This window comes from Thermoanaerobacter ethanolicus JW 200, assembly GCF_003722315.1.
In the GTDB taxonomy this organism is placed as follows: domain Bacteria; phylum Bacillota; class Thermoanaerobacteria; order Thermoanaerobacterales; family Thermoanaerobacteraceae; genus Thermoanaerobacter; species Thermoanaerobacter ethanolicus.
Map to the genome: position 1 here is coordinate 2,805,579 of NZ_CP033580.1, position 21,630 is coordinate 2,827,208.

Genomic DNA, 21,630 nt, shown 5'->3' on the forward strand with positions numbered 1-21,630 from the left:
CTTGCTCACTTTATTATTTATTAAAGCTATTTTCAAACTCTTTTAAATCTAAATTGACTCTCGCTACCCCAGTCTCTATTGCTGCTTTCGCAACTGCTATTGCTACATTTTTAAGAACTCTTTTATCAAAAGGCTTTGGAATTATATATTCCGGAGTAAGTTCATTTTCTAAAATAGTCTGGGCAATAGAATACGCAGCACTAATTTTCATCTCTTCATTAATTGTAGTAGCCCTAACTTCTAATGCCCCTCTAAATATACCCGGAAAAGCTAACACATTATTTATTTGGTTTGGAAAATCAGATCTGCCAGTACCTACTACATAAGCTCCTGCCTCTTTTGCTTCATCAGGATATATCTCAGGCACTGGATTAGCTAATGCGAAAACTATCGGTTTTTTTGCCATTGTTTTTATCATTTCTTTATTTAATACATTAGGTGCTGATACTCCAATAAACACATCTGCTCCTTTTAAAGCATCTTTTAAAAGCCCTTTTAATCTTCCTTTATTTGATATTTTTGCAATCTCTTTTTTAGAGAAGTCTTCATCTTCTCTTCCTTCATATATGATACCACTTCTATCGCAAACTATTACATCTTTTATACCCGCCTTTATTAAAAATTTAGCAATAGCAATCCCTGCCGCTCCAGCTCCATTTACAACGGCAGTAACTTCTTTTAATTCCTTTTCTACAATTTTTAAAGCATTTATTAAAGCAGCCAAAGTTACAACTGCCGTTCCATGCTGGTCATCATGAAATACAGGTATATCCAAAATTTCGTCCAACTTTCTTTCTATTTCAAAACAACGAGGAGCAGAAATATCTTCAAGATTTATACCTCCAAAAGCAGGTGAAATATTCACCACAGTTTTTATAATTTCTTCAACATCTTGAGTAGCAAGACATATAGGTACTGCATCAACGCCTCCAAATTCTTTAAATAAAACTGCTTTTCCTTCCATAACAGGTAGTGCTGCGTAGGGCCCTATGTTTCCTAAACCTAAAACAGCTGAACCATCTGTCACAACCGCAATCATGTGGCTTTTTGTAGTATATTCATATACTAAATCACTATTTTTATGTATCTCCTTACAAGGCTCTGCAACACCTGGGGTATAGGTTAAAGCTAAATCTTTGTCATTTTTCGCTTCTACTTTGCTTATAATTTCAAGTTTGCCTCTATTTTCTTTGTGAAGTTTTAAAGTTTCTTCTCTTATATTCATTTCATAAAGTCCTCCTCTAATACCCGTGTTTTCTTATATTATAACTTAAATATTTTTTAGAAAAAAGTTATTAGCTGCACTAAAAATAAAGCCTGCAAAAGCAGGCTTACAGACTGTAGACAAACTTTCGTAAAGGAGATATTTTGCATAAGGAGCGACTTGTTACAAAGCGGTAACAAAACTTAGCAAGACCGAGGGTGGAGGCAGGGCCGAAGCCATGGATGGCGAAGGCGGGCACCTGAGGCAAGGAGGCCGATTGTGCCCGGTACCCTGCCGGAGCCCGAAGGTCGAGCTTTAGTTTTGTCGCTTTGGAACATCGGAGCGACGATGCAAAATATCTCCTTTGAATATTTTTTAACTTTGTCAACAAACTGAAAGCCTGCAAAAGCAGGCTTATTCTTCTTTTTCTTTTAATTTCTTCCTTTCTTCTATTATTTTTTGTGCCACATTAGGTGGAGCTTCTTCATATCTTGCAAAAGTCATTTTGAAGTCTCCTCTTGCTTGTGTCAAAGACCTTAAATCTGTCGCATATCTATTCATTTCAGCCAAAGGCACTTCTGCTGTGATTACTTCTAAATTGTCTTTTGACTCCATGCCTAAAATTCTTCCTCTTCTCTTATTCAAATCCCCAATGATATCTCCCATGTATTCTTCAGGTACCACCACTTCTACTCTCATAATGGGTTCTAAAAGAACTGGATTTGCTTGTTCCATTCCCTTTTTAAAAGCAAGAGATGCAGCAATTTTGAAAGCCATTTCAGAAGAATCAACAGGATGGTAGGAACCATCTACCAAAGTAGCTTTAATGTTTACAACAGGATAACGAGCAAGCACACCTTCTTTCATACTTTCTCTCAAGCCTTTTTCTACTGCTGGAATATATTGTTTGGGAACAGCTCCACCAAAGATTTTATCTTCAAACTCAAATTCACTGTTGGGATTTGGCTCAAATTCAATCCACACATGACCATATTGTCCATGTCCACCTGTCTGCTTTTTATGCTTTCCTTCTACTTTGACTTTACCCTTTATCGTCTCTCTATAGGGTACGATTGGGTCTGTCAAGGTGCATTCTACTCCAAACTTGTTCATCAACTTTTTAGAAATTACTTCTATATGCTGCTCTCCCATTCCATAAACTATCATTTGACCAGTCTCTAAATTCTTTTCTACTTTAAAAGTCGGATCTTCTTCTTGCAACCTTTGGAGCCCATTGCTAATTTTTTCCTCATCCCCTTTGGATTTAGGTTCAATAGCAAGTGAAAGTGTAGGCTGTGGGAAATCAATAGGTGCTAATGTCACAGGTTTAGAAAGGTCACATAAAGTATCTCCTGTCATTGTATATTGAAGCTTTGCAACTGCTCCTATATCTCCAGCTACTAACTTAGATACAGGCATCTGCTTTTTCCCTCTTAAAATGTAAAGCTGGCTTATTTTTTCTTGCATCTGCTTATTTGAATTAAGTAGTGTAGAATCAGAAGTTAGAGTACCTGATACAACCTTAAAAATAGATAGTCTGCCCACATAAGGATCTGCTATAGTTTTAAATACAAATGCGGCTACTGGTCCATTTTCACTAGCTTTTTCTCGTTCTATATCCAGAGGTGATGGCAAAAATTCTACAATAGCATCTAATAATTTATCTGTTCCAATATTTTTAAGGCTTGAACCGCATAAAACAGGCATTAACTCTCCAATTCTTATGCTGTTTTTGATTCCTTCTTTCATTTCTTCTTGTGTAAATTCTTCTCCTCCAAAGTACTTTTCCATTAAAGTTTCATCGTTTTCAGCAATGTTCTCAATCAATTCCTCTTTGGCCGATAAAACTTTATCCATCAAATCTGCCGGTACTTCTGTCTCCTTTACCCCTTTTTCATCGTAAACGTATGCTTTTTGAGTAAGAACATCTACATAACCTTTAAAACTTTGTTCGCTTCCAATAGGAAATGTCAAAGGAATAACCTTATTACCAAATTTGTCCATCAATTGATTTAATGTCTTAAAATAATCTGCATTTTCTCTATCCATTTTGTTAATAAAAAATATAATAGGCAACTTATTCTTTTTAGCCATATTAAACACTTTTTCAGTTCCAACTTCTACACCAGAAGCAGCACACACAGGTATTATAACACTGTCTACAACCCGCAAGCCACTTACAACTTCTCCAAAGAAATCAAAATACCCTGGCATATCTAATATATTAATTTTACACTCTCTCCACTCCACTGGAATTACTGATGTGGAAATAGATATCTGCCTGGCAATTTCCTCTGGGTCATAGTCAGATACAGTAGTGCCATTTTCTACGCGCCCCATTCTATCAATGACTTTTGTGTTGAAAAGGAATGCCTCAGTTAATGTAGTTTTACCGGCTCCACCGTGGGAAACCAATCCTACATTTCTTATTTGATTAGTTTTGTAATCCTTCATACATATCCCCCTATCTTATCGCAAATAATCTTTAATATTATTATTCTATACATTTTGAAATTTTCCTTTATTTTTTTTGATATTTTTTTAATAAAAAATCTCTGGCAAAAGCCAGAGATTTACTCAATGTCTTTAATTATGTCCTCCATCATTTTTTGTATCTTTTCTGCCTCAGCAATATTTAGCACCCTTTCCGCTATTTCTTTTGCTCTTTCATATTCCACATTTCTGATGATATTTTTAACTGTAGGTATAGAAGTTGCACTCATAGAAAATTCGTCTAAGCCAAGTCCTAACAATATAACTGTAGCTAAAGGATCTCCCGCCATTTCACCGCACATAGCCGCAAATTTGCCTTCTTTGTGAGCCGCATCGATCACAAACTTTATAAGCCTTAAAATAGCTGGATTAAACGGCTGATAATAATCTTTTACGTGTTCATTCATTCTGTCAACAGCAAGAGTATACTGCGTCAGGTCATTAGTTCCTATGCTAAAGAAGTCCACTTCTTTAGCTAATATGTCTGCAGTCACTGCAGCAGAAGGTATTTCCACCATTATACCTACTTTTATGTTTTTGTCATATTTTATGCCTTCTTTATCAAGCTCAGCTTTTACTTCGTTTAAAACGATATTTGCTTTTCTCACATCTTCTATAGAAGATATCATAGGATACATTATGTGAATATTTCCATAAGCACTTGCTCTTAAAATTGCTCTTAATTGAGTCTTAAATATGTCTGTCCTATCCAAGCAAAGCCTTATAGCCCTATATCCCAAAAAAGGATTCATCTCTTTAGGCATATCAAGATAAGGAAGTTCCTTATCTCCTCCTATATCCAGTGTTCTTATGGTAACAGGCCTTCCTTCCATTTTTTCTGCAACTTCTTTGTAGGCTTCAAATTGCTCTTCTTCTGTAGGAAGAGTAGTTCTATCCATGTATAAGAATTCAGTTCTAAAAAGTCCAACCCCTTCTGCTCCATTGGCCAGCGCACTTTTTACATCTTTTGGAGTTCCTATATTTGCCGCTAACATGACTTTTTTGCCATCGGGAGTTATTGCAGGCAAATCTTTTAATTTCTTTAATTTCTCCACCTTTTTATCATAATTCTCTTTTTTAGCCTTATATTCGTTTATTGTATTTTCGTCAGGATTTACAATGACAACCCCTTCCAACCCATCTACTATTATGGTATCTCCATTATTAACTTGAGAGGTAACATTACCCAATCCTACTACAGCAGGAATTTCTAAGGAACGTGCCATTATAGCTGTATGAGAAGTTCTTCCGCCTACATCTGTAGCAAATCCTAAAACCATTTCTTTTTTCATGGTAGCTGTATCTGAAGGGGTTAAGTCTTTGGCTATAACTACCACTTGTTCATCAAGTTCAGAAAGATTCACGCTTTTTACTCCTAAAAGATTATTTATTATACGGCTTCCTACATCCCTTAAATCTACAGCTCTTTCTTTTAAATATTCATCATTTAAACTTTCCATTACAGAAGCATTTTGTTCAATTACTTTATTTACCGCATTATCAGCAGTTATAAGTTCAGTCTTTATCATGTTTTCTACCCCTTCAATAAGTTCGGGGTCACTTGCTAGCATTAAATGTGCCTCAAAAATTTCTGCCTTATCATTCCCAAATTATTTCAATGCATCTTCTTTAATTTTTTGTATTTGCTCCTTCGTCACTTCTAAAGCTTTCTTAAACCTTTCAATTTCGTACTCTACTTTTGATTCATCTATGTTTTTCATGTTGATTTCTGCTTTTTCTTTAGTATATAAGAAAACCTTCCCAATCGCTATCCCTGGGGATGCCGCAACTCCTTTTAGCATTTGTTAACCCTCCTTAAAATTAGTTCTAACGTCTATTATAACATAGTTTTCGTCCCAGTGTGAAACTTTTGCACAATAATAAAATAAAAAAATAAAGCAAATTTGACAAATCATTTTTTAGATAGCCGCAAAAGCAAAATCAGGAAAGGCAATCCCTTTCCTGACTCAACAATCAGTTCTTTATTTATTAACCAATTTTAATGCTTCTTCAATAACAGCTTTAGCGTTTTTTATAGCTTTTTGAGCTTCAACTTTATAGATGGGCTTATCTTTAAATCGAGATTCTTCTTTAACTGCTACATCTGCTGCGAAAATAACAAGATCTGCTTCATCAACTTCCTTCTGAGTTATTTTATTCTCTATGCCAATTGAACCTTGCGTTTCAACTTTAATTTTGTGCCCAAGTTTTTTTGCTGCATTCTCTAATGCTTCAGCCGCCATATAGGTATGAGCAATACCTGTAGGACAAGCTGTAACTGCAACTATTTTCATATTCCATCCCTCTTTCTATAAAATTTTGTAAATTATTTACATAATCTTGAAACTATTTTTAGTTTTACTCAGCAACTTCACTCTCATCTTCAACTTCTTCAATAACAGGTTTTTTTAATGCATTTACCATTAATGCAGTAACCGCAATACCTATTAGTACAGCTACTATAAACATGATTTTATTATCTACAACCGGCAACACAATAGGTCCACCATGTGGTGCATGGTCTCCAACCTTCCCTATTGCTGCTATCGCAGCACCTATAGATGAGCCTACCATTATAGATGGTATTACTCTTAATGGATCGGCTGCAGCAAAAGGTATAGCACCTTCTGTGATACCAATCATCCCCATTGCAAGTGCACCATACCCTGCTTCCTTTTCTGCTTTAGTGTACTTGTTGGGTGCTAACAATGTAGCAACACCCATCCCAAGCGGGGGAATGCATATTGCTACTGCTACTGGTCCCATAATTGTATATACGCCTTCTCCTATCATTGCTGCAGCAAATAAGAATGCAACTTTGTTTACAGGCCCCCCATATCAAAAGCTATCATCGCACCCATTATCATTGCTAAAATCACAGCATTTCCTGTACTCATGGATTTTAACCAATTTGTCATAGCTGTCATTGCACTGCTTATAGGATTACCGAGTACATATATCATAAGAAAACCTACAATAAGTGCTGATAACAACGGGATTACAAAAATTGGCATTATAGGTCTTAAATTCTTAGGAACTCTCCAACTCTTTATCCACCTTGCAACATATCCTGCGATAAAACCTGCAATAATTCCACCTAAAAAACCTGCCTTCAACTGGTTTGCAAGCACTCCACCAACAAGTCCAGGAGCAAGTCCAGGTCTATCAGCTATTCCAAAAGCTATAAATCCTGCAAGAACTGGCACCATCATTGAAAAAGAAGCTGTACCAATATCCATCATACTTTTTAACACTGGATTTGTAACAACTGCACCTTTACCAGCCTGCACACCACTTAATGCAATTGAAAAAGCTATTAAAACACCACCTATGACAACTATAGGTATCATGTAAGATACGCCTGTCATTAAATATTCTCTAATCCTTTTTAATTCTTCCTTCATCGTATTTTTATCCTCCTTATCGATTTTATTTTTATTTATTTTTAACTTACTTGGATATCACTTAAAGCATTTAAAATTTCCTCGACAGTTACTGCTTTTTTTAGCATTTCAATAAAACTATCATTCATTAATTTTCGTGATAACTGTGACAATATCTTAAGATGAACATTATCCACATTTTCTTCAGGCACCCCTAAGAGAAAAATTAAATTGACAGGTTTGCCATCTAATGAATCCCATTCTATTCCATCAGTTGTTTTACCAAATACTATCATCGCCTCCTTTACAGCTTTTGATTTTCCATGTGGTATCGCGATTCCATTCCCCACCCCCGTTGTATATGCTTTTTCTCTATCAAGCACACTTCTCGCATACTCCTCTACAGAAGTTATTTTCCCTTCTTTTTGCGCTAATTCCGCCAATTTTATAATTGCCTCTTCTTTGTTTTTTGCCTCAAGATTTAGTGTAACAAGATTTTTATTTATCAGCATCGTAAATTACCTCCAATAACTTTATAATTTCTTCTCTGTTTTTTGCTTTTTTTATATTTTCTACAAATTCCGGTGATTCAAGTTTATTATATAATTTTCTAAATATATACCTGGATTTTGCTATATCACTTTGAGTTAAAGATATCATAAATAACATATCTACCTTTTCTTCATCCCAAGCTATAGGATTTTTTAGTCTTACCACTGTAAATACTGATTTATTAACATGTTCTGGTAAACCATGTGGAATTGCAATACCATTTCCTATAGCAGTAGAAGCTATTTTTTCTCTGGTTATAACATCTTGAATATATTCCTCCTTTACATATCCTTTTTTATGCAACTCCATACATACCTTACTTAATAAATCTTCTTTTTTTAGGTAAATACCGTCAACATCAAGTAACTGCGTATCGATTAAATTAGATCTTTTATTTAGAGCCTGTATAAATTCATCAAGCCGCTTTATATCATTTTGAGTTAATAAAGGACTTATATTTATAAAAGGTTTATTTATCTCAATAGGTACAGTAGAGATAACTATATCTATGTCATTTAAGATGCTCTCATGTAGCGAAACAGAAGAAACTATGTCTTTTATTTCTATCTGTTTAAAAGATTTCTCAAGCCTTGCCGCAAGAAGTTGTGCTGTTCCAATGCCAGTTGTACAAACAACCAGGGCTTTAAGTGGTTTTTTAGCTCGTTCAACTGCAGCACCTAAATGTAGTGCAATATAACCTATTTCCTCTTCTGCAACTTTTTTACCTAAATACTTCTCAAACACAACACTTGTCATCCATGCAACCCCATATATTTCAGGATAATTCTCTTTAATATCGTTTAATAGTGGATTTCTTAGTGTTAAACCATACTTGAGCCTATTTATAGTTGGTCTTAAATGTAGTATCAAACCATTTAACAATTGCTTATCATTGCTTAAATCAAGAGATAATGCCCTTTCAGCAATATTTATAATTTCTTTTGACATAATAACCGCTAGCTCAATACTTTCTTCATCTTCCAACTCTAAATTCACATCTTCAATTTTATTTTGCTGCATTTTAGTACCAATGATATGCAATACAATATATCCTATTTCTGATTCAGGAAGAACTACATTAAATTTCGCTTCTATCTCTTTCGCCATCTGTTGAGCTATTACATATTCATCTTTTTGCTTTAGATTATTTAAGACCGCCTTTGATAATTTAACATCTTTTTTATGCTTTAGTCTTTCGATAGAAATAGCTACATGTATAACCAAACTTATAAAAGCCTCATCCGAAAATCTAAATTTGAGTTTTGATTCAGCATTACTAACTATTTTTTCAAGTTGCTTGTAATCAATATCAAAAAGTTCCCTTAATTGCATTAATGTTCTATAATCTATCCTACCAGTGTAATCATTATATAAAAATTCTTTTAATTCTTTTTGTTCTTTAGTTGAAACAATTAAGCTTGCCACTGCATTTCGCCAATTCTCTTCATCGCCTACCACTTCAATGCCATAGTTAGGTTTTTTTAGAAGTTTTAGATTAAATTTGTTAAGCCATTTTTCAACACTTTGTAAGTCTTTGTGTATTGTAACCCTACTTACATAAAGTTCCTCCGCTAGTTCTTTTGTAGTTACACTTCCTTTACTCATAAACAATCGCTTTAAAATGTAGTTTTTTCTTGCTTCAGGCGAAAAAGGTTCTTCAAAGTCTAAACTCTTTTTAATCTCATCAGCAAGCTCAAGCTTTTTATTTCTAGGCCCCTCTAGTACAATACCTACTCTTGGTTTTTTGATAATTTTTACGCCTTTTTGTTGTACAAATTCTTCAGCTTTTTTTAAATCATTCCTTATTGTTTTATTCGATACTTTCAGTGTATTTGCGATATAATCAACCGTAAGTGGCTGTTCGCTATTTAAAAGCATATTTATAATCTCAAGTATCCTATCCATAATTAATCACCCTTTTACCACATTTAATGTGGTAACTATATTAACAAATTTATTTCAGCTTTCGATTAATATTATACCTAAAAAACGTTTATTTTCAAGGAATTTAAGTGTAACTTTTTGTGCCTTATTAATGTGGTAAAACTTTATTAATTATTCAAATCAAGAGATAAAACAAAAAAAAGACCAGGAAAATATTCTCCCAGTCTTTTCTTTAAGCCTTTTTCACACTTCATATATGGCAATTTTGTTTCTTCCTTTACTTTTGCCACCTGCATATAAAGCTCTATCTGCATGGCTTATAAGTTTTTCTGCAGAATCAGCCTTTTCCGGATAATCTGCTACTCCACCCGTTATGGTTACATATATATCTCCTTTATCTGTCCTAATTGGCCTTGATGATACTTCATTTCTTATCCTCTCTGCAATCATATAGGCTTGTTCTGCAGTAAGTTTCGGCAAAATCACTGCAAATTCTTCTCCACCAAATCGCGCTACAATATCATCACTTCTCACATTGTTTTTTATCCGTTTTGCCACTTCCTTAAGTACTTCATCTCCAACTAAATGGCCATAAGTATCATTTATCAGTTTAAAATTATCCAAATCAAACATTATAAGGCTCACAGGCTCACTAGTCTCATCTGCCCTCATAATATTTTCCATTAATGCATCATTAAAATATCTTCTATTATAAGTCTTTGTTAAAGGATCAGTAATAGATTTTTTGGTGACTTCATAATATCGTTTAGCATTGGTTATCGCAACAGAAGCTTGATCTACGATTATCTCTATGATTTTAACAGAATCCTCATCAAACACATTTGTCTCTACATGCAACACCATAAGACATCCAACGACAGATCCCGAAAACCTTAAAGGAGCTACTACTACACTGCCATAGTTATTTAAAAATTGTTCTTTTAAAAATCTTTTATCCTGCTTTAAATCCTTAATTGCTATTGTTTTGTTAGAAGATATGCACTTTCCTATTATTCCCTCATCTTTGAAGTAATTTTCTTTAAAGCCTTCCTCTCCCTCTCTATTACCTATCGATTTTACTAAAGCAGCTACCCCATTAGAATCTGTCAAATATATTGCTGCTGCAGATACTGAAACAACTTGAGAAATAACTTCTATAATAGTATCTAATATTTGCTCCAACTCTAACTTCGAATTTATCATTTTAACCATCTCATATATGGCGTTAAGCCTTTTATTTGCCTTAATCAAATCTCTAATCATCCTAAAAGCATATGCTATGAATATAAGTGGAGTTAAAGATAACACAAAAAACAGAAGGCTATGTTTAAAATAAATATATGCAAGAAGTAATGAAACAGGAATCATAACTATATAAGTACCCAACTCTAATAATACACTCTCATTCCAATACTCTTTAAACAAAATCTTCCCCTGTACTTTTAAAGCATAGTACAGTATAAAATTATTCAAAAGGAAACTTATTATGACGTAACTTAAAATATATTTAACTTGCGAAAAAGAAACTATGCCAATTTTTCCACCTATGAATTCATAAAACCATCCTGCCACTAAATATGCAATAGAAAACATTCCTCCATTTAAAAGCCCATTTTTTATCTTTTTTCTTACTACAATAGTATCAAACATAACAGAGGATACCATGAGAGTAGCCGCTCCAACCGTGCCAAAAATCAAAAAAGTAGTTATTCCTATTGTAGGGCTTAAAGATAATTTTATATCTGTATACATTATGCCAAGATTATCCAAAATTATTGCGAAAGCTAATAAAATCAAAAAGACTCTCCAATCAATTCCAATACCACAGCGGTAAAGTGCCCACACAAATAATATACTTCCTATTGTAATTAAGGTTATATTAAAAACCAGTTCCCTGTACTTCCCCATACTAATCCCCTCGTTTTTCCGAATCATATTAGTATTCTACATTTATTTCAAAAATCCTTCTTGGGCTGATAAGGTTTATAAAATTGATCACATTTATTTATCAGAGCCAATTGTACCACAAATCCCCATCATAATATGTCGAATCTTGTACTTCCCTTTAAATATTTATAAAAAACCTTCTGTAGCAATTGCTACAGAAGGTTTTTTATAAATATCAACCGCATTTAGAATAGCCACAGTTTTTACACACCACACATCCGCCTTCATGCTCTATTGGGCTGCCACACTCAGGGCAAAACTTTTCTTCGTCTAATAAGTCAGCTTCACTCAATGCAACTTCTTCTTTAGGATCATCTTCATCGCCATTATGATTATTTTCATATATAGGTACATCGATAGGTGCAAATTGCTGCTCCTCTTCCACCCGGATTTTCATCACTTTCTCAATAACCTTGCCAATAGCATCAGGGCAAGATAACACTTTTATTTCTTTGTTTGTAGCCATTTGCCTTAAAGTAGAATGACATCTTATACCTTTTAATTGCTCTACAATTGTCTTCGCATCAATGCCTGAGCGCAATGCTATAGATATAAGCCTACTTGTAGCTTCTGACTGTGAAGGGCATCCACCTGCTCTTCCAAGATTTGTAAATACCTCACATATGCCTTGGTCATCATAATTAACTGTTATATAAAGATTTCCACAACCTATTCTCACTTTTTCAGTTATTCCTCTTGTCACAGGAGGTCTTGGCCTTGGTCTTAAAGGTTCATTTTTAGTTTGCTCTTCTTTAGGTTTTGTTTCTTCTTTTTTCTCTTTTATGCCCAAATTCAATACTTGCGATTCACGACTTCCATCTCTGTATATAGTAACCCCTTTGCAACCAAGTTCATAGGCAAGAAGATAAGTTCTTCTAACATCCTCTACTGTAGCTTCATTTCTAAAGTTCACCGTTTTAGAAACTGCATTGTCAACATGTTTTTGAAAAGCTGCTTGCATTTTAACATGCCACTCAGGGTCAATATCATGAGCTATCACAAAGACTCTTTTAACATCTTCTGGTATACCCTTTATGTCTTTTAGACTTCCCCTTCGAGCAATTTCTCGCATCAGTTCTTCTGAATAAAATCCTCTTTCAATGGCAACCTCTTTAAATACAGGGTTTACTTCCACCAGTTCTGTATTATCCATAACATTTCGCGTCATAGCTATTGCAAACACCGGTTCTATGCCACTAGAAGTACCTGCAATGATAGATATGGTGCCAGTCGGGGCAATAGTAGTAGTTGTAGCGTTTCGAATTTTTATACCCATTTTTTTGTAAATACTCTTATCATAGAAACCAAAGGTACCTCTTTGTTCTGCTAATTTAATCGATGCTTCTTTGGAAGTTTCATCAATAAACCCCATCAATTCTTCGCCTAACTCTACAGCCTCTTCAGAATCATAGGGAATGCCTAATCTCAAAAGCATGTTAGCAAATCCCATTACGCCAAGACCTATTTTTCTTGTCCCTTTTGTCATCTCCTCAATTTGTGGAAGAGGATATTTATTGGCATCTATTACATTATCCAAAAAATGTACTGCATCATAGACCGTTTCTCTAAGTTTGTCATAATCTATTGCGTATCTACCTTCTACCTTTTTTAACATATTTTCAAGATTAATTGAACCTAAGTTACAAGATTCATATGGTAAAAGTGGCTGTTCACCACAGGGATTGGTAGACTCAATCTCTCCAACTTCAGGGGTAGGATTTTTCTCATTTATTCTGTCTAAAAATACAATACCCGGTTCCCCATTTCTCCAAGCCATTTCTACAATCAGGTCAAAGACTTCTCTTGCTCTTAATCTATTTACAACCTTACCCGTATGAGGATCTATTAGATCGTATTCCCTATCTTCCTCAACAGCCTTCATAAATTCTTCTGTAATAGCCACGCTTATATTAAAATTTGTTATTTCATTGTTATCTTTTTTACACTGTATAAACTCCAATATATCAGGGTGGTCAACACGCAGAATGCCCATATTTGCTCCTCTACGAGTACCACCTTGTTTCACCGCTTCTGTCGCTGCATTAAAAACTTTCATAAAACTAACAGGTCCTGATGCAACGCCTCCAGTGGATCTGACTGTAGCTCCCTTGGGTCGTAAGCGAGAAAAGCTAAATCCCGTACCCCCACCACTTTTGTGAATAATTGCCGCGTACTTTACCGCGTCGAAAATCTCTTCCATAGAATCTCCCACAGGAAGAACAAAACAGGCAGAAAGCTGACCTAATGGCCTACCGGCATTCATTAACGTAGGAGAATTAGGTAAAAAGTCCAGAGCTACCATCATATCATAAAATCTCTTCTTTACTGCTTCTACATCAGCATTTTTGTCATAGATTAAATCCACTTCAGCGATAGTCTTTGCAACCCTTTCAAACATTTCCTCAACCGTCTCAATAGGCTTGCCATTTTCATCTTTAGCTAAATACCTTCTCTCCAGAACCTTCCTCGCATTCTCAGTAATTTTCACAGGAAATTCCTCCTCTTATGTAAAACCACAATATTTTGTATGTTACTTATTAAATTATACATTTTATTGTGGATTCTGCAACCTCCAAAACTATCCGATTAACTTTATTATCTCCCTTTACTATTAATTTTCGTTTAAAAGCTTAATAAATTAAACGAATTTAAAAAACCCGGCACAATTACCGGGACAAAATATTAACAATTTCCTCAATTATGTTTTTATCATATTTCCCTTTAAGATAATCTCTTTTCCACTCTCCTTCTCCACTTTTTGCAAGTTCTTTTACTATTTCAGGTCTTTCAATCCAATGACCAATTTCTTTAAAATCTTTATTCATAAATACAAAAGTGGGTATTTTAGCTTTACCATCTATATAATAAGGTTTCATGTGCTCTTCGTTACCTTCTCTTTTTAAAATTCTCAGTTTAAAATTTTTATTATAACTTGCGATTTTTGCAACTATAGGCACATTAACTTGAGAATCAGGACACCAACTCTCAGCAAATGCCAAAATATTTATCTCATCTTTAAATTTTATTTTCACTATCAAGTCTTCATCTAAGACTGTCTTTTCATATCTCTCTTTTATTCTTTTAGCAATGTTCTCCTCCGATTCTCTTACAAATTCCTCAAAAGTTATTCCTTTTTCAAACAATTCTCTCAAAGTTAATTCACCTCTTTCAATTTACTGCCTTTTAAATAACGATCCTAAAACAGTTTTTGCTCCCGAGACAGTAATCCCTAAGAAGCTACTATTTCTTGTGAGAATTTCATCTAAAGCATCTACAACTTTGTCAATTTGTTCTTTTGTCACAATTAAAGGTGGCTCTAATCTTATTACATTTGGGTTATTCAAAGTGTAAGCCGTTATAATTCTGTGTTTATTTTGAAGCTCTCCAGCAATTAAAGAGCCGAGGTATTCACTTGAAAGCTTTGAAATAGCTCCTCCAGAAATCTTGTCAAGAAGTCCACCTTCTGGTTGATTAAACTCTATTCCTATTAAAAGCCCCTTTCCTCTAACATCTTTTATAAGTTTTGGATGTTTTTCTTTTAATTCTTTCAGTCGACCTAAAAAGTATTCACCTTTTTCTTTTGCAGCATCAGGAAGCTTTTTCTCTATAATAGCTTGTATTGAAGCAATCGCAGCTGCACAAGCATAGGTATTACCGCCAAAAGTAGAAGTATGTAAAAGAGCTTTTTCCATAGTCCCATAAGCTTTTTGCCATATTTCCTCTGTGGTTATATAGGCACCGATAGGCATAACTCCTCCACCTAAAGACTTCGCAAGGCACATTATGTCTGGAACTACTCCTTCGTGCTCACATGCAAACATTTTTCCTGTTCTTCCAAACCCAGTTTGCACCTCATCTAAAATCAAATAAGCATCATACTTAGTACAGAGCTCTCTTACCTTTTTCAAATATCCCTCAGGAGGAACGATAACTCCGCCTTCCCCTTGGATAGGCTCTACTATAAAAGCAGCAACATCTCTACCTTTCAAAGCTTCCTCCAAAGCTTTTTCATCTCCAAATGGAATAGGAACTGTCTCCGGCACAAGTGGTTTAAAATACTTTTGATATTTTTCTCGTCCCGTCACTGAAAGGGCACCCATGGATTTGCCGTGAAAAGAGTTTTGGCAGTAAACTATTTTTTGTTTCCCTGAAGCAATTTTAGCAAGTTTTAAAGCTCCTTCTACTGCTTCAGCTCCGCTGTTACAGAAAAAGCTCCTTTTAAGATTCCCTGGTGTCACTTTTGCAAGATTATGAGCAAGAACTCCTGGCAAATTTCCAATAGCCGCTTGCAATATATTAGGCATATATTTTACTTTTTCTACAGCTTCAATGACTTCATCAGGGTTATGCCCCAAATTTAAAGCACCATATCCTCCTAAAAAATCATAATACTCATTTCCTTCATTGTCCCATACTGAAACTCCCTTAGCTCTTACAAAAAGTTTATCAAACTGAAGCATTGAAAGCATAGAGACAAACACTGAATTTATGTATTCTTTGTAATTTTCTCTGACTTGATTTTTGTTCAAAGTAAGTGCCTCTTCTAAAGTGATATATTCTGGAATGTCGTCTTTCACTTTCCCCTTTGTTACTTCATACATTTCTCATCTCTCCTTTATCTTTAATGTCTGTGGTGGTGATGATGGTGATTATGGTCATGTCCACAATGGTTGCAACTATTTTCAGCATATTTAATACTATCCAACTCTCTTTTAACCCTTTCCCGTATTTCCTTAACATATTCTTGCCTTAACCTCTTCTGCTCTTCCTTCTCTTCTTCAGTCAGTCCTTCTGTTTGTGATTTGTGATAAAGGAAATTTATTCTATCTATCATCTCTTTTGTTATCATTGCTTCACCTCGTCGAATAAATTTTGACAAATATATTATATTCCTTTTTCCCAAAAAACAAAAGAATTTTTATAAAGTAATGGATATGACCATCACTTTTATGATATTATAACAATATAGTAGCAAATATTTAAGGAGGTTTTTGTAATGCCTTTAATTTGGATACTTTCCCTAATATTGTTGTTTCCTTTTTTGATATTTACATTTTTTGTGCAGGCAACAACTTTTTCTTTTGCAAAATTGGGATTATCTCCCCAAATGGCAGTTTTTGTTTTTAGTTTATCTTTAATAGGAAGTGTGATCAACATTCCTATATCTCGAAAAAAAATTATTGTCCATGAAGAAGAGCGGTATTTTTCCCCATTCCTTTTTTACTATCCCCCACGAGTGCAAGAGCAAGTAATTGCAGTAAACGTAGGGGGAGCTGTAGTTCCCGTCATTCTCAGTTTGTACCTTTTGCCGAGGGCACCACTACTCCCAACTATAATAGCTACTATAATAGTTACAATTGTAGCAAAAGCACTAGCTAAACCTGTACAAGGAGTAGGCATTACCCTCCCTGCCTTTATACCGCCTCTTGTGGCAGCTGCCTCTGCAATTTTATTATCTCCCCACAATGCAGCACCTGTTGCATATATCTCGGGAGTTTTAGGCACATTAATTGGAGCAGACCTTTTAAATTTGCCTCACTTTAAAGATTTAACCTCTCATGCCATAAGTATAGGAGGCGCAGGTATATTTGATGGAATCTTTTTAGTAGGTGTAGTAGCCGCTTTATTAGCTTAAAAAACACCCTACTGTGAAAGTAGGGTGTTTTTATTTTACTTTAAATACTTATTAAACCACTCTGTTATCTCTTTAAGCCTTCTTATTCTGTGTTTAGGCTTGCCACTTCTTGAAAGCTCATGATTTTCACCGTGGAAAAGTACCAGTCTTGATTCCACGCCAAAATATTTAAGAGCGCTAAACATTTGCAGGGCTTCTGCCATCCAACATCTATAGTCTTCATCTGAATGCAAAAACAAAGTAGGAGTTTTTACTCTATCAGCGTATTTTAAAGGCGAATGTTCCCAATACTTTTCAAAATTATCCCAAGGTGTTCCTCCTATTTGGTCAGGGACAAAATAATAACCTATATCTGTAGTCCCAAATTCTGTTGTCCAATTAGATATACTTCTTTGAGAAACGGCTGCTTTGAATCTATCTGTATGACCTATAATCCAATTTGTCATAAATCCTCCATAAGAACCACCTGTCACTCCTACTCTTGAAGGGTCAATGTCTTTGTAATTTTCCAATACATAATCTGTGAATTTCATTATATCCTCATAATCTACTGTACCGTATTTACCTCTTATATCAGCAAACTCATTGCCCCTTCCATCGCTTCCTTTTGGATTGCAGAAAAATACAAAGTATCCTTCTGTCGCCCAGTACTGCATTTCGTGAAAATAAATTTCGCCATATACAGTTTTTGGTCCTCCATGAATATCCAATATAGCAGGATATTTTTTGCCTTCTTCATAGTCTATAGGTCTCATAATCCATCCATCTATAACATGACCAGCTCTTGTCTCTACTTCCACTCTCTCAGGTTTGGAAAGCTTCCTCTCTTTTTGAACCCATTCATTAAAATCTGTTAATTGCTTTTCCTCTCCATTTTTATACTCATAAAGCTCTAAAAGCTTTAAACCCCTAAAACCGATAAAGAGAATATTTTCCCCTTTTACATCAAACATGTCAACAGACCCATCTGATGCTATCACTTTTTCTATTTTCCCATTTACATCTATCCTGTTAAGGTATGCATTATACCTTTCTGTAGATATAAAGTACAGATAATCTCCTTCTACTTTAAAACTATAGCCAGAACCATATCTAGAATCAGATCCAACAGAATTGCCTAAACTCATATCCAAATCAGGAGTTATGCACTTTTTCTCACCTGAATCAACATCTAAAAGGTAAAACTTGCTATTTTCATTGATTCCATATTTCTTCATGTCAGTACCTGTGCAAATTATTTTGTATCCTAAAAAGTCAGCATATCTATAGGAAAAATCTTCGTCTCTATTAATTTTCTTTACTTCATTAGATGCAACATCATAAATATACACATCGCTTACAAGGTCCATTTTATCTTTATAAGTCCGCCCTATGAATACTGCTTTACTTTTATCTCTGTTTAACTTAAACAAAGATACATCTGTGTATTCGTCAGTAATAGGTTGTAACTTATTTTCATTAGCACGATATAAATACAACCTCTCTCTATCCTTATTTATAAAACCTGCTCCATTTACCCAATAGGGAATTTCATCTAAAACTTTGTAATCTTTTTCTTCTTTCCTTTTCTTTAGCTCTTTTTGTTTTTCTTCCTCACTTAACCCTTCCAACTCTTTTTCATTTACGTTATATCTTGCTGTCAGTAAAAAAGTGTTTTCATCAATTGGTTCAATATTCATAACCTCCTTAGGAATTACAAAAGCCTCTAATGCCTCTCCTCCATGGATGTTTATTTTATAATACCTAGTAAATTCCTCTCCACTCTCTGCCTTTTCTTTATCTTTAGGATTCCTGCTACCTGAAAAAAGTATGTTCTCATTATCTAGCCACACAAAACCCCTTTCCTCATTAAAAGAAGTTAATTGAAAGTATTTCCTACTTTTTATATCTAAGAGCCATATGTTAGAAAGATATTTGTTTTCTTCTACATCCATTCTATGTACTACAAAAGCTGCATAATCGCCATTTGGAGAGTATTTCAAACCAGACAAAAATTTAAACTTTGTAAAGTCCTCAAGCTGTAATTTTTCCATTAAAATCGCCCCCATTAAAAATGTTTACAACTTCATTATAACATATATTTGCTAAAAATCTAAAAATAAAAAATTACATCAAGAGACGCTAAAAAAGGCAGGGTCATAACACAACTTCCACCCTGTCTTTTAAAAACACGTAGTTTTCTCCAACATCACAGGTATAGGCATAGGCTTCTACTCCTTTACCTACAGCCTCTCTTAGAAACTTCCCAAACTCCGGGTCTTGCTCGTCATTAGGGGTAAAATATTTTATATCATCCATTTGAATTAAAAAAATTACTGCTGCCCTCATACCTTCTTTTTTTACTTTTATAAGCTCTTTTAAATGTTTCCTTCCTCTTTCTGTGGGAGCATCAGGAAATTTTGCAACACCTTCTACTTCCAGAGTTACTCCTTTGACTTCTACATAGCATATCTCTTTTCCTTTTGTAAGCTTTATATCAAATTTACTGTTCCCAAAAGTTTTTTCTTTTTCTACAATGTCATAGCCTTTAAATTCCTCAATAAGCCCCATCTTTATGCTCTCTAAAACTACTTTATTAGGCACTTGTGAATCGATAGATATAAGTCTTTTCCCCTTATAAGCAAAAGCCAACTCGAAGGGTGTTTTTCTGCCTTGCCTATCTCTTACTTCAAGGATAACCTCTGCTCCCGGGACAAATATCTCTTTACACCTTCCCGTATTAGGCACATGTACTAAAGTCTTTTCTCCGCTATTTAACTCTACATAAGCTTCAAATCTATTGATTCTCTTTATGAATTTCCCGTAAACAATTGGATTTGTAATCACCATTTTAAAAACCTCATACAAAATCTTTTTCAGTAATTTCTGCAAAACTTGTGGGGGTTTCCCACAATCTCAATTTATAAAGATGATAGTTATCTCCTTTTAGCACGGGCTCTAATTCTTTCCATATCCACAAAAGAATATTTTCGCAAGTAGTGTTAAATCCTAAAACTTCATTTAAATACTTATGGTCAAGCTTTTTTACAACTTTCTCATTTACTATTTCTTTAAGCTTCACAAAATCTATTACCATTCCTTCTCCGTCAGGCTTCCCCTCAACTGTGACTTCCAGCTTATATGTATGACCATGAAGCTCTTCACACTTCCCATTGTAATTTATAAGATTGTGGGCACTGTCAAAAGTAAATATTTTTGTCACTTTCATTTTTTACACCCCATTGTACCAATTCTCTTTATACAGCTTAACTCCTTCTTTATCAGGCAACTCCGCTATTAAATCTTTAATATACACATCTCCTTTTTTTATAAAAGGGTTTATATCCGAAAGAGGAATCAACACAAAAGCTCTCTCCCACATTCTCGGATGAGGAATAGTCAACACTTCATCGTTTAATTCAATATCATCGTACAACAGTATGTCAATATCAATAGTCCTTGGACCCCATCTTATGAGTCTTTGTCTTTTTAATTTTTTTTCAATTTCATTTACAACTTTTAATAAGTCATAAGGCCCAATGTTTGTCTCCACTTCAACTGCAATATTTAAAAACATATCCTGGTTTAAATATCCTACAGGTTTTGTTTCATAAATAGGAGAAAGCTTCTTTAAAATTATGCCTTCCCAGTGTTCTAACTCAAAAACGGCTCTTTTTAAATTTTCTTCCCTATCTCCTAAATTAGAACCTAAAGATAAATACACTTCACTCATCTTCTCACCATCGCATCAGTCATCTTAGCAACTCTTAACATCTGCTTTACATCGTGAACGCGTACAATATCAACCCCTTTTACAATCCCAACAGCAACTGTTGCAGCAGTCCCTTCCAATCTATCCTCTACTTCAAGGTTTAAAACTTTTCCAATCATGGATTTCCTAGAAGTACCTAAAAGCACAGGAAGTCCTAAAACTTTTAATTCTTCTAATCGATTCATGACCTCAAGATTATGATCTAAAGTTTTTCCAAAACCTATCCCTGGATCTACTACCATTTGACTTTTATCAATTCCTGCTTTTTCTCCTATCTCTATGCTTTTTTGTAAAAATTTTATTATATCCTGAACAACATCTTCATATTCTGCTACATTGCTGTTATGCATCATTATTACACCTGCATTGTATTTTGCAACTACTTCCGCCATTTTGGGGTCCCTTTGAAGTCCCCATACATCATTTACTATGTGAGCACCTGCTTCTAAAGCTCGAAGTGCCACATTTGATTTCATAGTATCCACAGATATAATGACATTTGAAATTTTTGAAAGCTTTTCAATGACAGGTATGACTCTTCTCATTTCTTCTTCTTCATCCACTGGAGTATGTCCTGGCCTTGTAGACTCTCCACCTACATCTATTATGTCAGCTCCTTCTTCTATCATTTGAAGAGCTCTTTCTATGCCTTTTTCTAAAGTATTATATTTTCCCCCATCTGAAAAAGAATCAGGAGTCATATTTAAAATTCCCATTATGTAAGTTCTTTTTCCAATCTCCAAGCTTTTATCCCTGCACCTAAATAGCATAATCTACCTCC

18 protein-coding genes and 1 pseudogene are annotated in these 21,630 nt (G+C 34.6%); 1 reads left to right on the forward strand and 18 read right to left on the reverse strand.

The genetic code is table 11. The features are described from left to right. Window positions 1–13: 13 nt before the first annotated feature. From EB239_RS14045 to EB239_RS14100, 13 genes and pseudogenes are all read right to left on the reverse strand, one after another. Window positions 14–1,225: an NAD(P)-dependent malic enzyme gene (locus tag EB239_RS14045; RefSeq protein ID WP_003870698.1), complete on the reverse strand. Its 1,212-nt coding sequence runs from the start codon at window positions 1,223–1,225 to the stop codon at window positions 14–16. A 393-nt stretch (window positions 1,226–1,618) separates the two neighbouring features. Then, window positions 1,619–3,658, reverse strand: coding sequence for an elongation factor G (gene fusA / locus EB239_RS14050; protein WP_003870699.1), 2,040 nt, complete (start codon window positions 3,656–3,658; stop codon window positions 1,619–1,621). A 119-nt stretch (window positions 3,659–3,777) separates the two neighbouring features. Next, window positions 3,778–5,499 (reverse strand): annotated as a pseudogene (gene ptsP, locus EB239_RS14055) (phosphoenolpyruvate--protein phosphotransferase). Between the two features lie 180 nt (window positions 5,500–5,679). Beyond that, window positions 5,680–5,991 carry a PTS fructose transporter subunit IIB gene (locus EB239_RS14060; RefSeq protein ID WP_003868415.1) on the reverse strand — a complete coding sequence of 104 codons (312 nt, stop codon included), beginning with the start codon at window positions 5,989–5,991 and terminating at the stop codon, window positions 5,680–5,682. Window positions 5,992–6,055: 64 nt separating this feature from the next. Next, window positions 6,056–6,490, reverse strand: coding sequence for a hypothetical protein (locus tag EB239_RS15400; protein WP_003870701.1), 435 nt, complete (start codon window positions 6,488–6,490; stop codon window positions 6,056–6,058). Window positions 6,491–6,519: 29 nt separating this feature from the next. Continuing rightward, window positions 6,520–7,101, reverse strand: coding sequence for a PTS fructose transporter subunit IIC (locus EB239_RS15405; protein WP_003870702.1), 582 nt, complete (start codon window positions 7,099–7,101; stop codon window positions 6,520–6,522). Between the two features lie 41 nt (window positions 7,102–7,142). After that, a complete protein-coding gene (locus tag EB239_RS14070) occupies window positions 7,143–7,592 on the reverse strand; it encodes a PTS sugar transporter subunit IIA (protein ID WP_003870703.1) in 450 nt (149 codons plus the stop codon). Continuing rightward, on the reverse strand, window positions 7,579–9,537 hold the full coding sequence (locus tag EB239_RS14075) for a BglG family transcription antiterminator (protein ID WP_003870704.1): 1,959 nt from the start codon (window positions 9,535–9,537) through the stop codon (window positions 7,579–7,581). Before EB239_RS14075 ends, EB239_RS14070 begins: the two co-directional genes overlap by 14 nt. Before the next feature lie 222 nt (window positions 9,538–9,759). Next, entirely contained in the window at window positions 9,760–11,424 is a 1,665-nt protein-coding gene (locus tag EB239_RS14080) for a sensor domain-containing diguanylate cyclase (RefSeq protein WP_003870705.1), read from the reverse strand. A 214-nt stretch (window positions 11,425–11,638) separates the two neighbouring features. Next, a complete protein-coding gene (locus EB239_RS14085; RefSeq protein WP_003871312.1) occupies window positions 11,639–13,951 on the reverse strand; it encodes a vitamin B12-dependent ribonucleotide reductase in 2,313 nt (770 codons plus the stop codon). A 178-nt stretch (window positions 13,952–14,129) separates the two neighbouring features. Further along, the gene (locus tag EB239_RS14090) at window positions 14,130–14,615 is read right to left on the reverse strand and encodes a thioredoxin family protein (protein ID WP_003871311.1); all 486 of its coding nucleotides are present in this window, start codon (window positions 14,613–14,615) and stop codon (window positions 14,130–14,132) included. Window positions 14,616–14,636: 21 nt separating this feature from the next. After that, complete coding sequence (locus EB239_RS14095) at window positions 14,637–16,064, reverse strand: aspartate aminotransferase family protein (protein WP_003871310.1); 1,428 nt, start codon at window positions 16,062–16,064, stop codon at window positions 14,637–14,639. Between the two features lie 20 nt (window positions 16,065–16,084). Further along, window positions 16,085–16,312 carry a DUF896 domain-containing protein gene (locus EB239_RS14100; RefSeq protein ID WP_003871309.1) on the reverse strand — a complete coding sequence of 76 codons (228 nt, stop codon included), beginning with the start codon at window positions 16,310–16,312 and terminating at the stop codon, window positions 16,085–16,087. 147 nt (window positions 16,313–16,459) lie between these two features. Between EB239_RS14100 and EB239_RS14105 the strand changes: the two genes are divergently transcribed. Beyond that, window positions 16,460–17,098, forward strand: coding sequence for a DUF1614 domain-containing protein (locus EB239_RS14105; RefSeq protein WP_003871308.1), 639 nt, complete (start codon window positions 16,460–16,462; stop codon window positions 17,096–17,098). A 35-nt stretch (window positions 17,099–17,133) separates the two neighbouring features. Here the strand turns inward: EB239_RS14105 and EB239_RS14110 are convergent, their stop codons facing one another. From EB239_RS14110 to folP, 5 genes are all read right to left on the reverse strand, one after another. After that, window positions 17,134–19,131 (reverse strand): S9 family peptidase, encoded by a 1,998-nt coding sequence (locus EB239_RS14110; RefSeq protein ID WP_003871307.1) that lies wholly within the window; start codon window positions 19,129–19,131, stop codon window positions 17,134–17,136. 103 nt (window positions 19,132–19,234) lie between these two features. Continuing rightward, a complete protein-coding gene (gene sfsA / locus EB239_RS14115; RefSeq protein ID WP_003867821.1) occupies window positions 19,235–19,927 on the reverse strand; it encodes a DNA/RNA nuclease SfsA in 693 nt (230 codons plus the stop codon). 10 nt (window positions 19,928–19,937) lie between these two features. Beyond that, entirely contained in the window at window positions 19,938–20,306 is a 369-nt protein-coding gene (queD, locus tag EB239_RS14120) for a 6-carboxytetrahydropterin synthase QueD (protein ID WP_003871306.1), read from the reverse strand. 3 nt (window positions 20,307–20,309) lie between these two features. Further along, window positions 20,310–20,810 carry a 2-amino-4-hydroxy-6-hydroxymethyldihydropteridine diphosphokinase gene (gene folK, locus EB239_RS14125; RefSeq protein ID WP_003871305.1) on the reverse strand — a complete coding sequence of 167 codons (501 nt, stop codon included), beginning with the start codon at window positions 20,808–20,810 and terminating at the stop codon, window positions 20,310–20,312. Beyond that, a complete protein-coding gene (gene folP / locus EB239_RS14130; protein WP_003871304.1) occupies window positions 20,807–21,619 on the reverse strand; it encodes a dihydropteroate synthase in 813 nt (270 codons plus the stop codon). The genes folK and folP overlap by 4 nt, the downstream gene beginning before the upstream one ends. Window positions 21,620–21,630 lie beyond the last annotated feature (11 nt).

Excerpts from the sequence above, each read along its gene's own strand:
- EB239_RS14045 (WP_003870698.1), bottom strand. The coding sequence starts at position 1,225 with ATGAATATAAGAGAAGAAACTTTAAAACTTCACAAAGAAAATAGAGGC.
- fusA (WP_003870699.1), bottom strand. The coding sequence starts at position 3,658 with ATGAAGGATTACAAAACTAATCAAATAAGAAATGTAGGATTGGTTTCC.
- EB239_RS14060 (WP_003868415.1), bottom strand. The coding sequence starts at position 5,991 with ATGAAAATAGTTGCAGTTACAGCTTGTCCTACAGGTATTGCTCATACC.
- EB239_RS15400 (WP_003870701.1), bottom strand. The coding sequence starts at position 6,490 with ATGATAGGAGAAGGCGTATATACAATTATGGGACCAGTAGCAGTAGCA.
- EB239_RS15405 (WP_003870702.1), bottom strand. The coding sequence starts at position 7,101 with ATGAAGGAAGAATTAAAAAGGATTAGAGAATATTTAATGACAGGCGTA.
- EB239_RS14070 (WP_003870703.1), bottom strand. The coding sequence starts at position 7,592 with ATGCTGATAAATAAAAATCTTGTTACACTAAATCTTGAGGCAAAAAAC.
- EB239_RS14075 (WP_003870704.1), bottom strand. The coding sequence starts at position 9,537 with ATGGATAGGATACTTGAGATTATAAATATGCTTTTAAATAGCGAACAG.
- EB239_RS14080 (WP_003870705.1), bottom strand. The coding sequence starts at position 11,424 with ATGGGGAAGTACAGGGAACTGGTTTTTAATATAACCTTAATTACAATA.
- EB239_RS14095 (WP_003871310.1), bottom strand. The coding sequence starts at position 16,064 with ATGTATGAAGTAACAAAGGGGAAAGTGAAAGACGACATTCCAGAATAT.
- EB239_RS14100 (WP_003871309.1), bottom strand. The coding sequence starts at position 16,312 with ATGATAACAAAAGAGATGATAGATAGAATAAATTTCCTTTATCACAAA.
- EB239_RS14105 (WP_003871308.1), top strand. The coding sequence starts at position 16,460 with ATGCCTTTAATTTGGATACTTTCCCTAATATTGTTGTTTCCTTTTTTG.
- EB239_RS14110 (WP_003871307.1), bottom strand. The coding sequence starts at position 19,131 with ATGGAAAAATTACAGCTTGAGGACTTTACAAAGTTTAAATTTTTGTCT.
- sfsA (WP_003867821.1), bottom strand. The coding sequence starts at position 19,927 with ATGGTGATTACAAATCCAATTGTTTACGGGAAATTCATAAAGAGAATC.
- queD (WP_003871306.1), bottom strand. The coding sequence starts at position 20,306 with ATGAAAGTGACAAAAATATTTACTTTTGACAGTGCCCACAATCTTATA.
- folK (WP_003871305.1), bottom strand. The coding sequence starts at position 20,810 with ATGAGTGAAGTGTATTTATCTTTAGGTTCTAATTTAGGAGATAGGGAA.
- folP (WP_003871304.1), bottom strand. The coding sequence starts at position 21,619 with ATGCTATTTAGGTGCAGGGATAAAAGCTTGGAGATTGGAAAAAGAACT.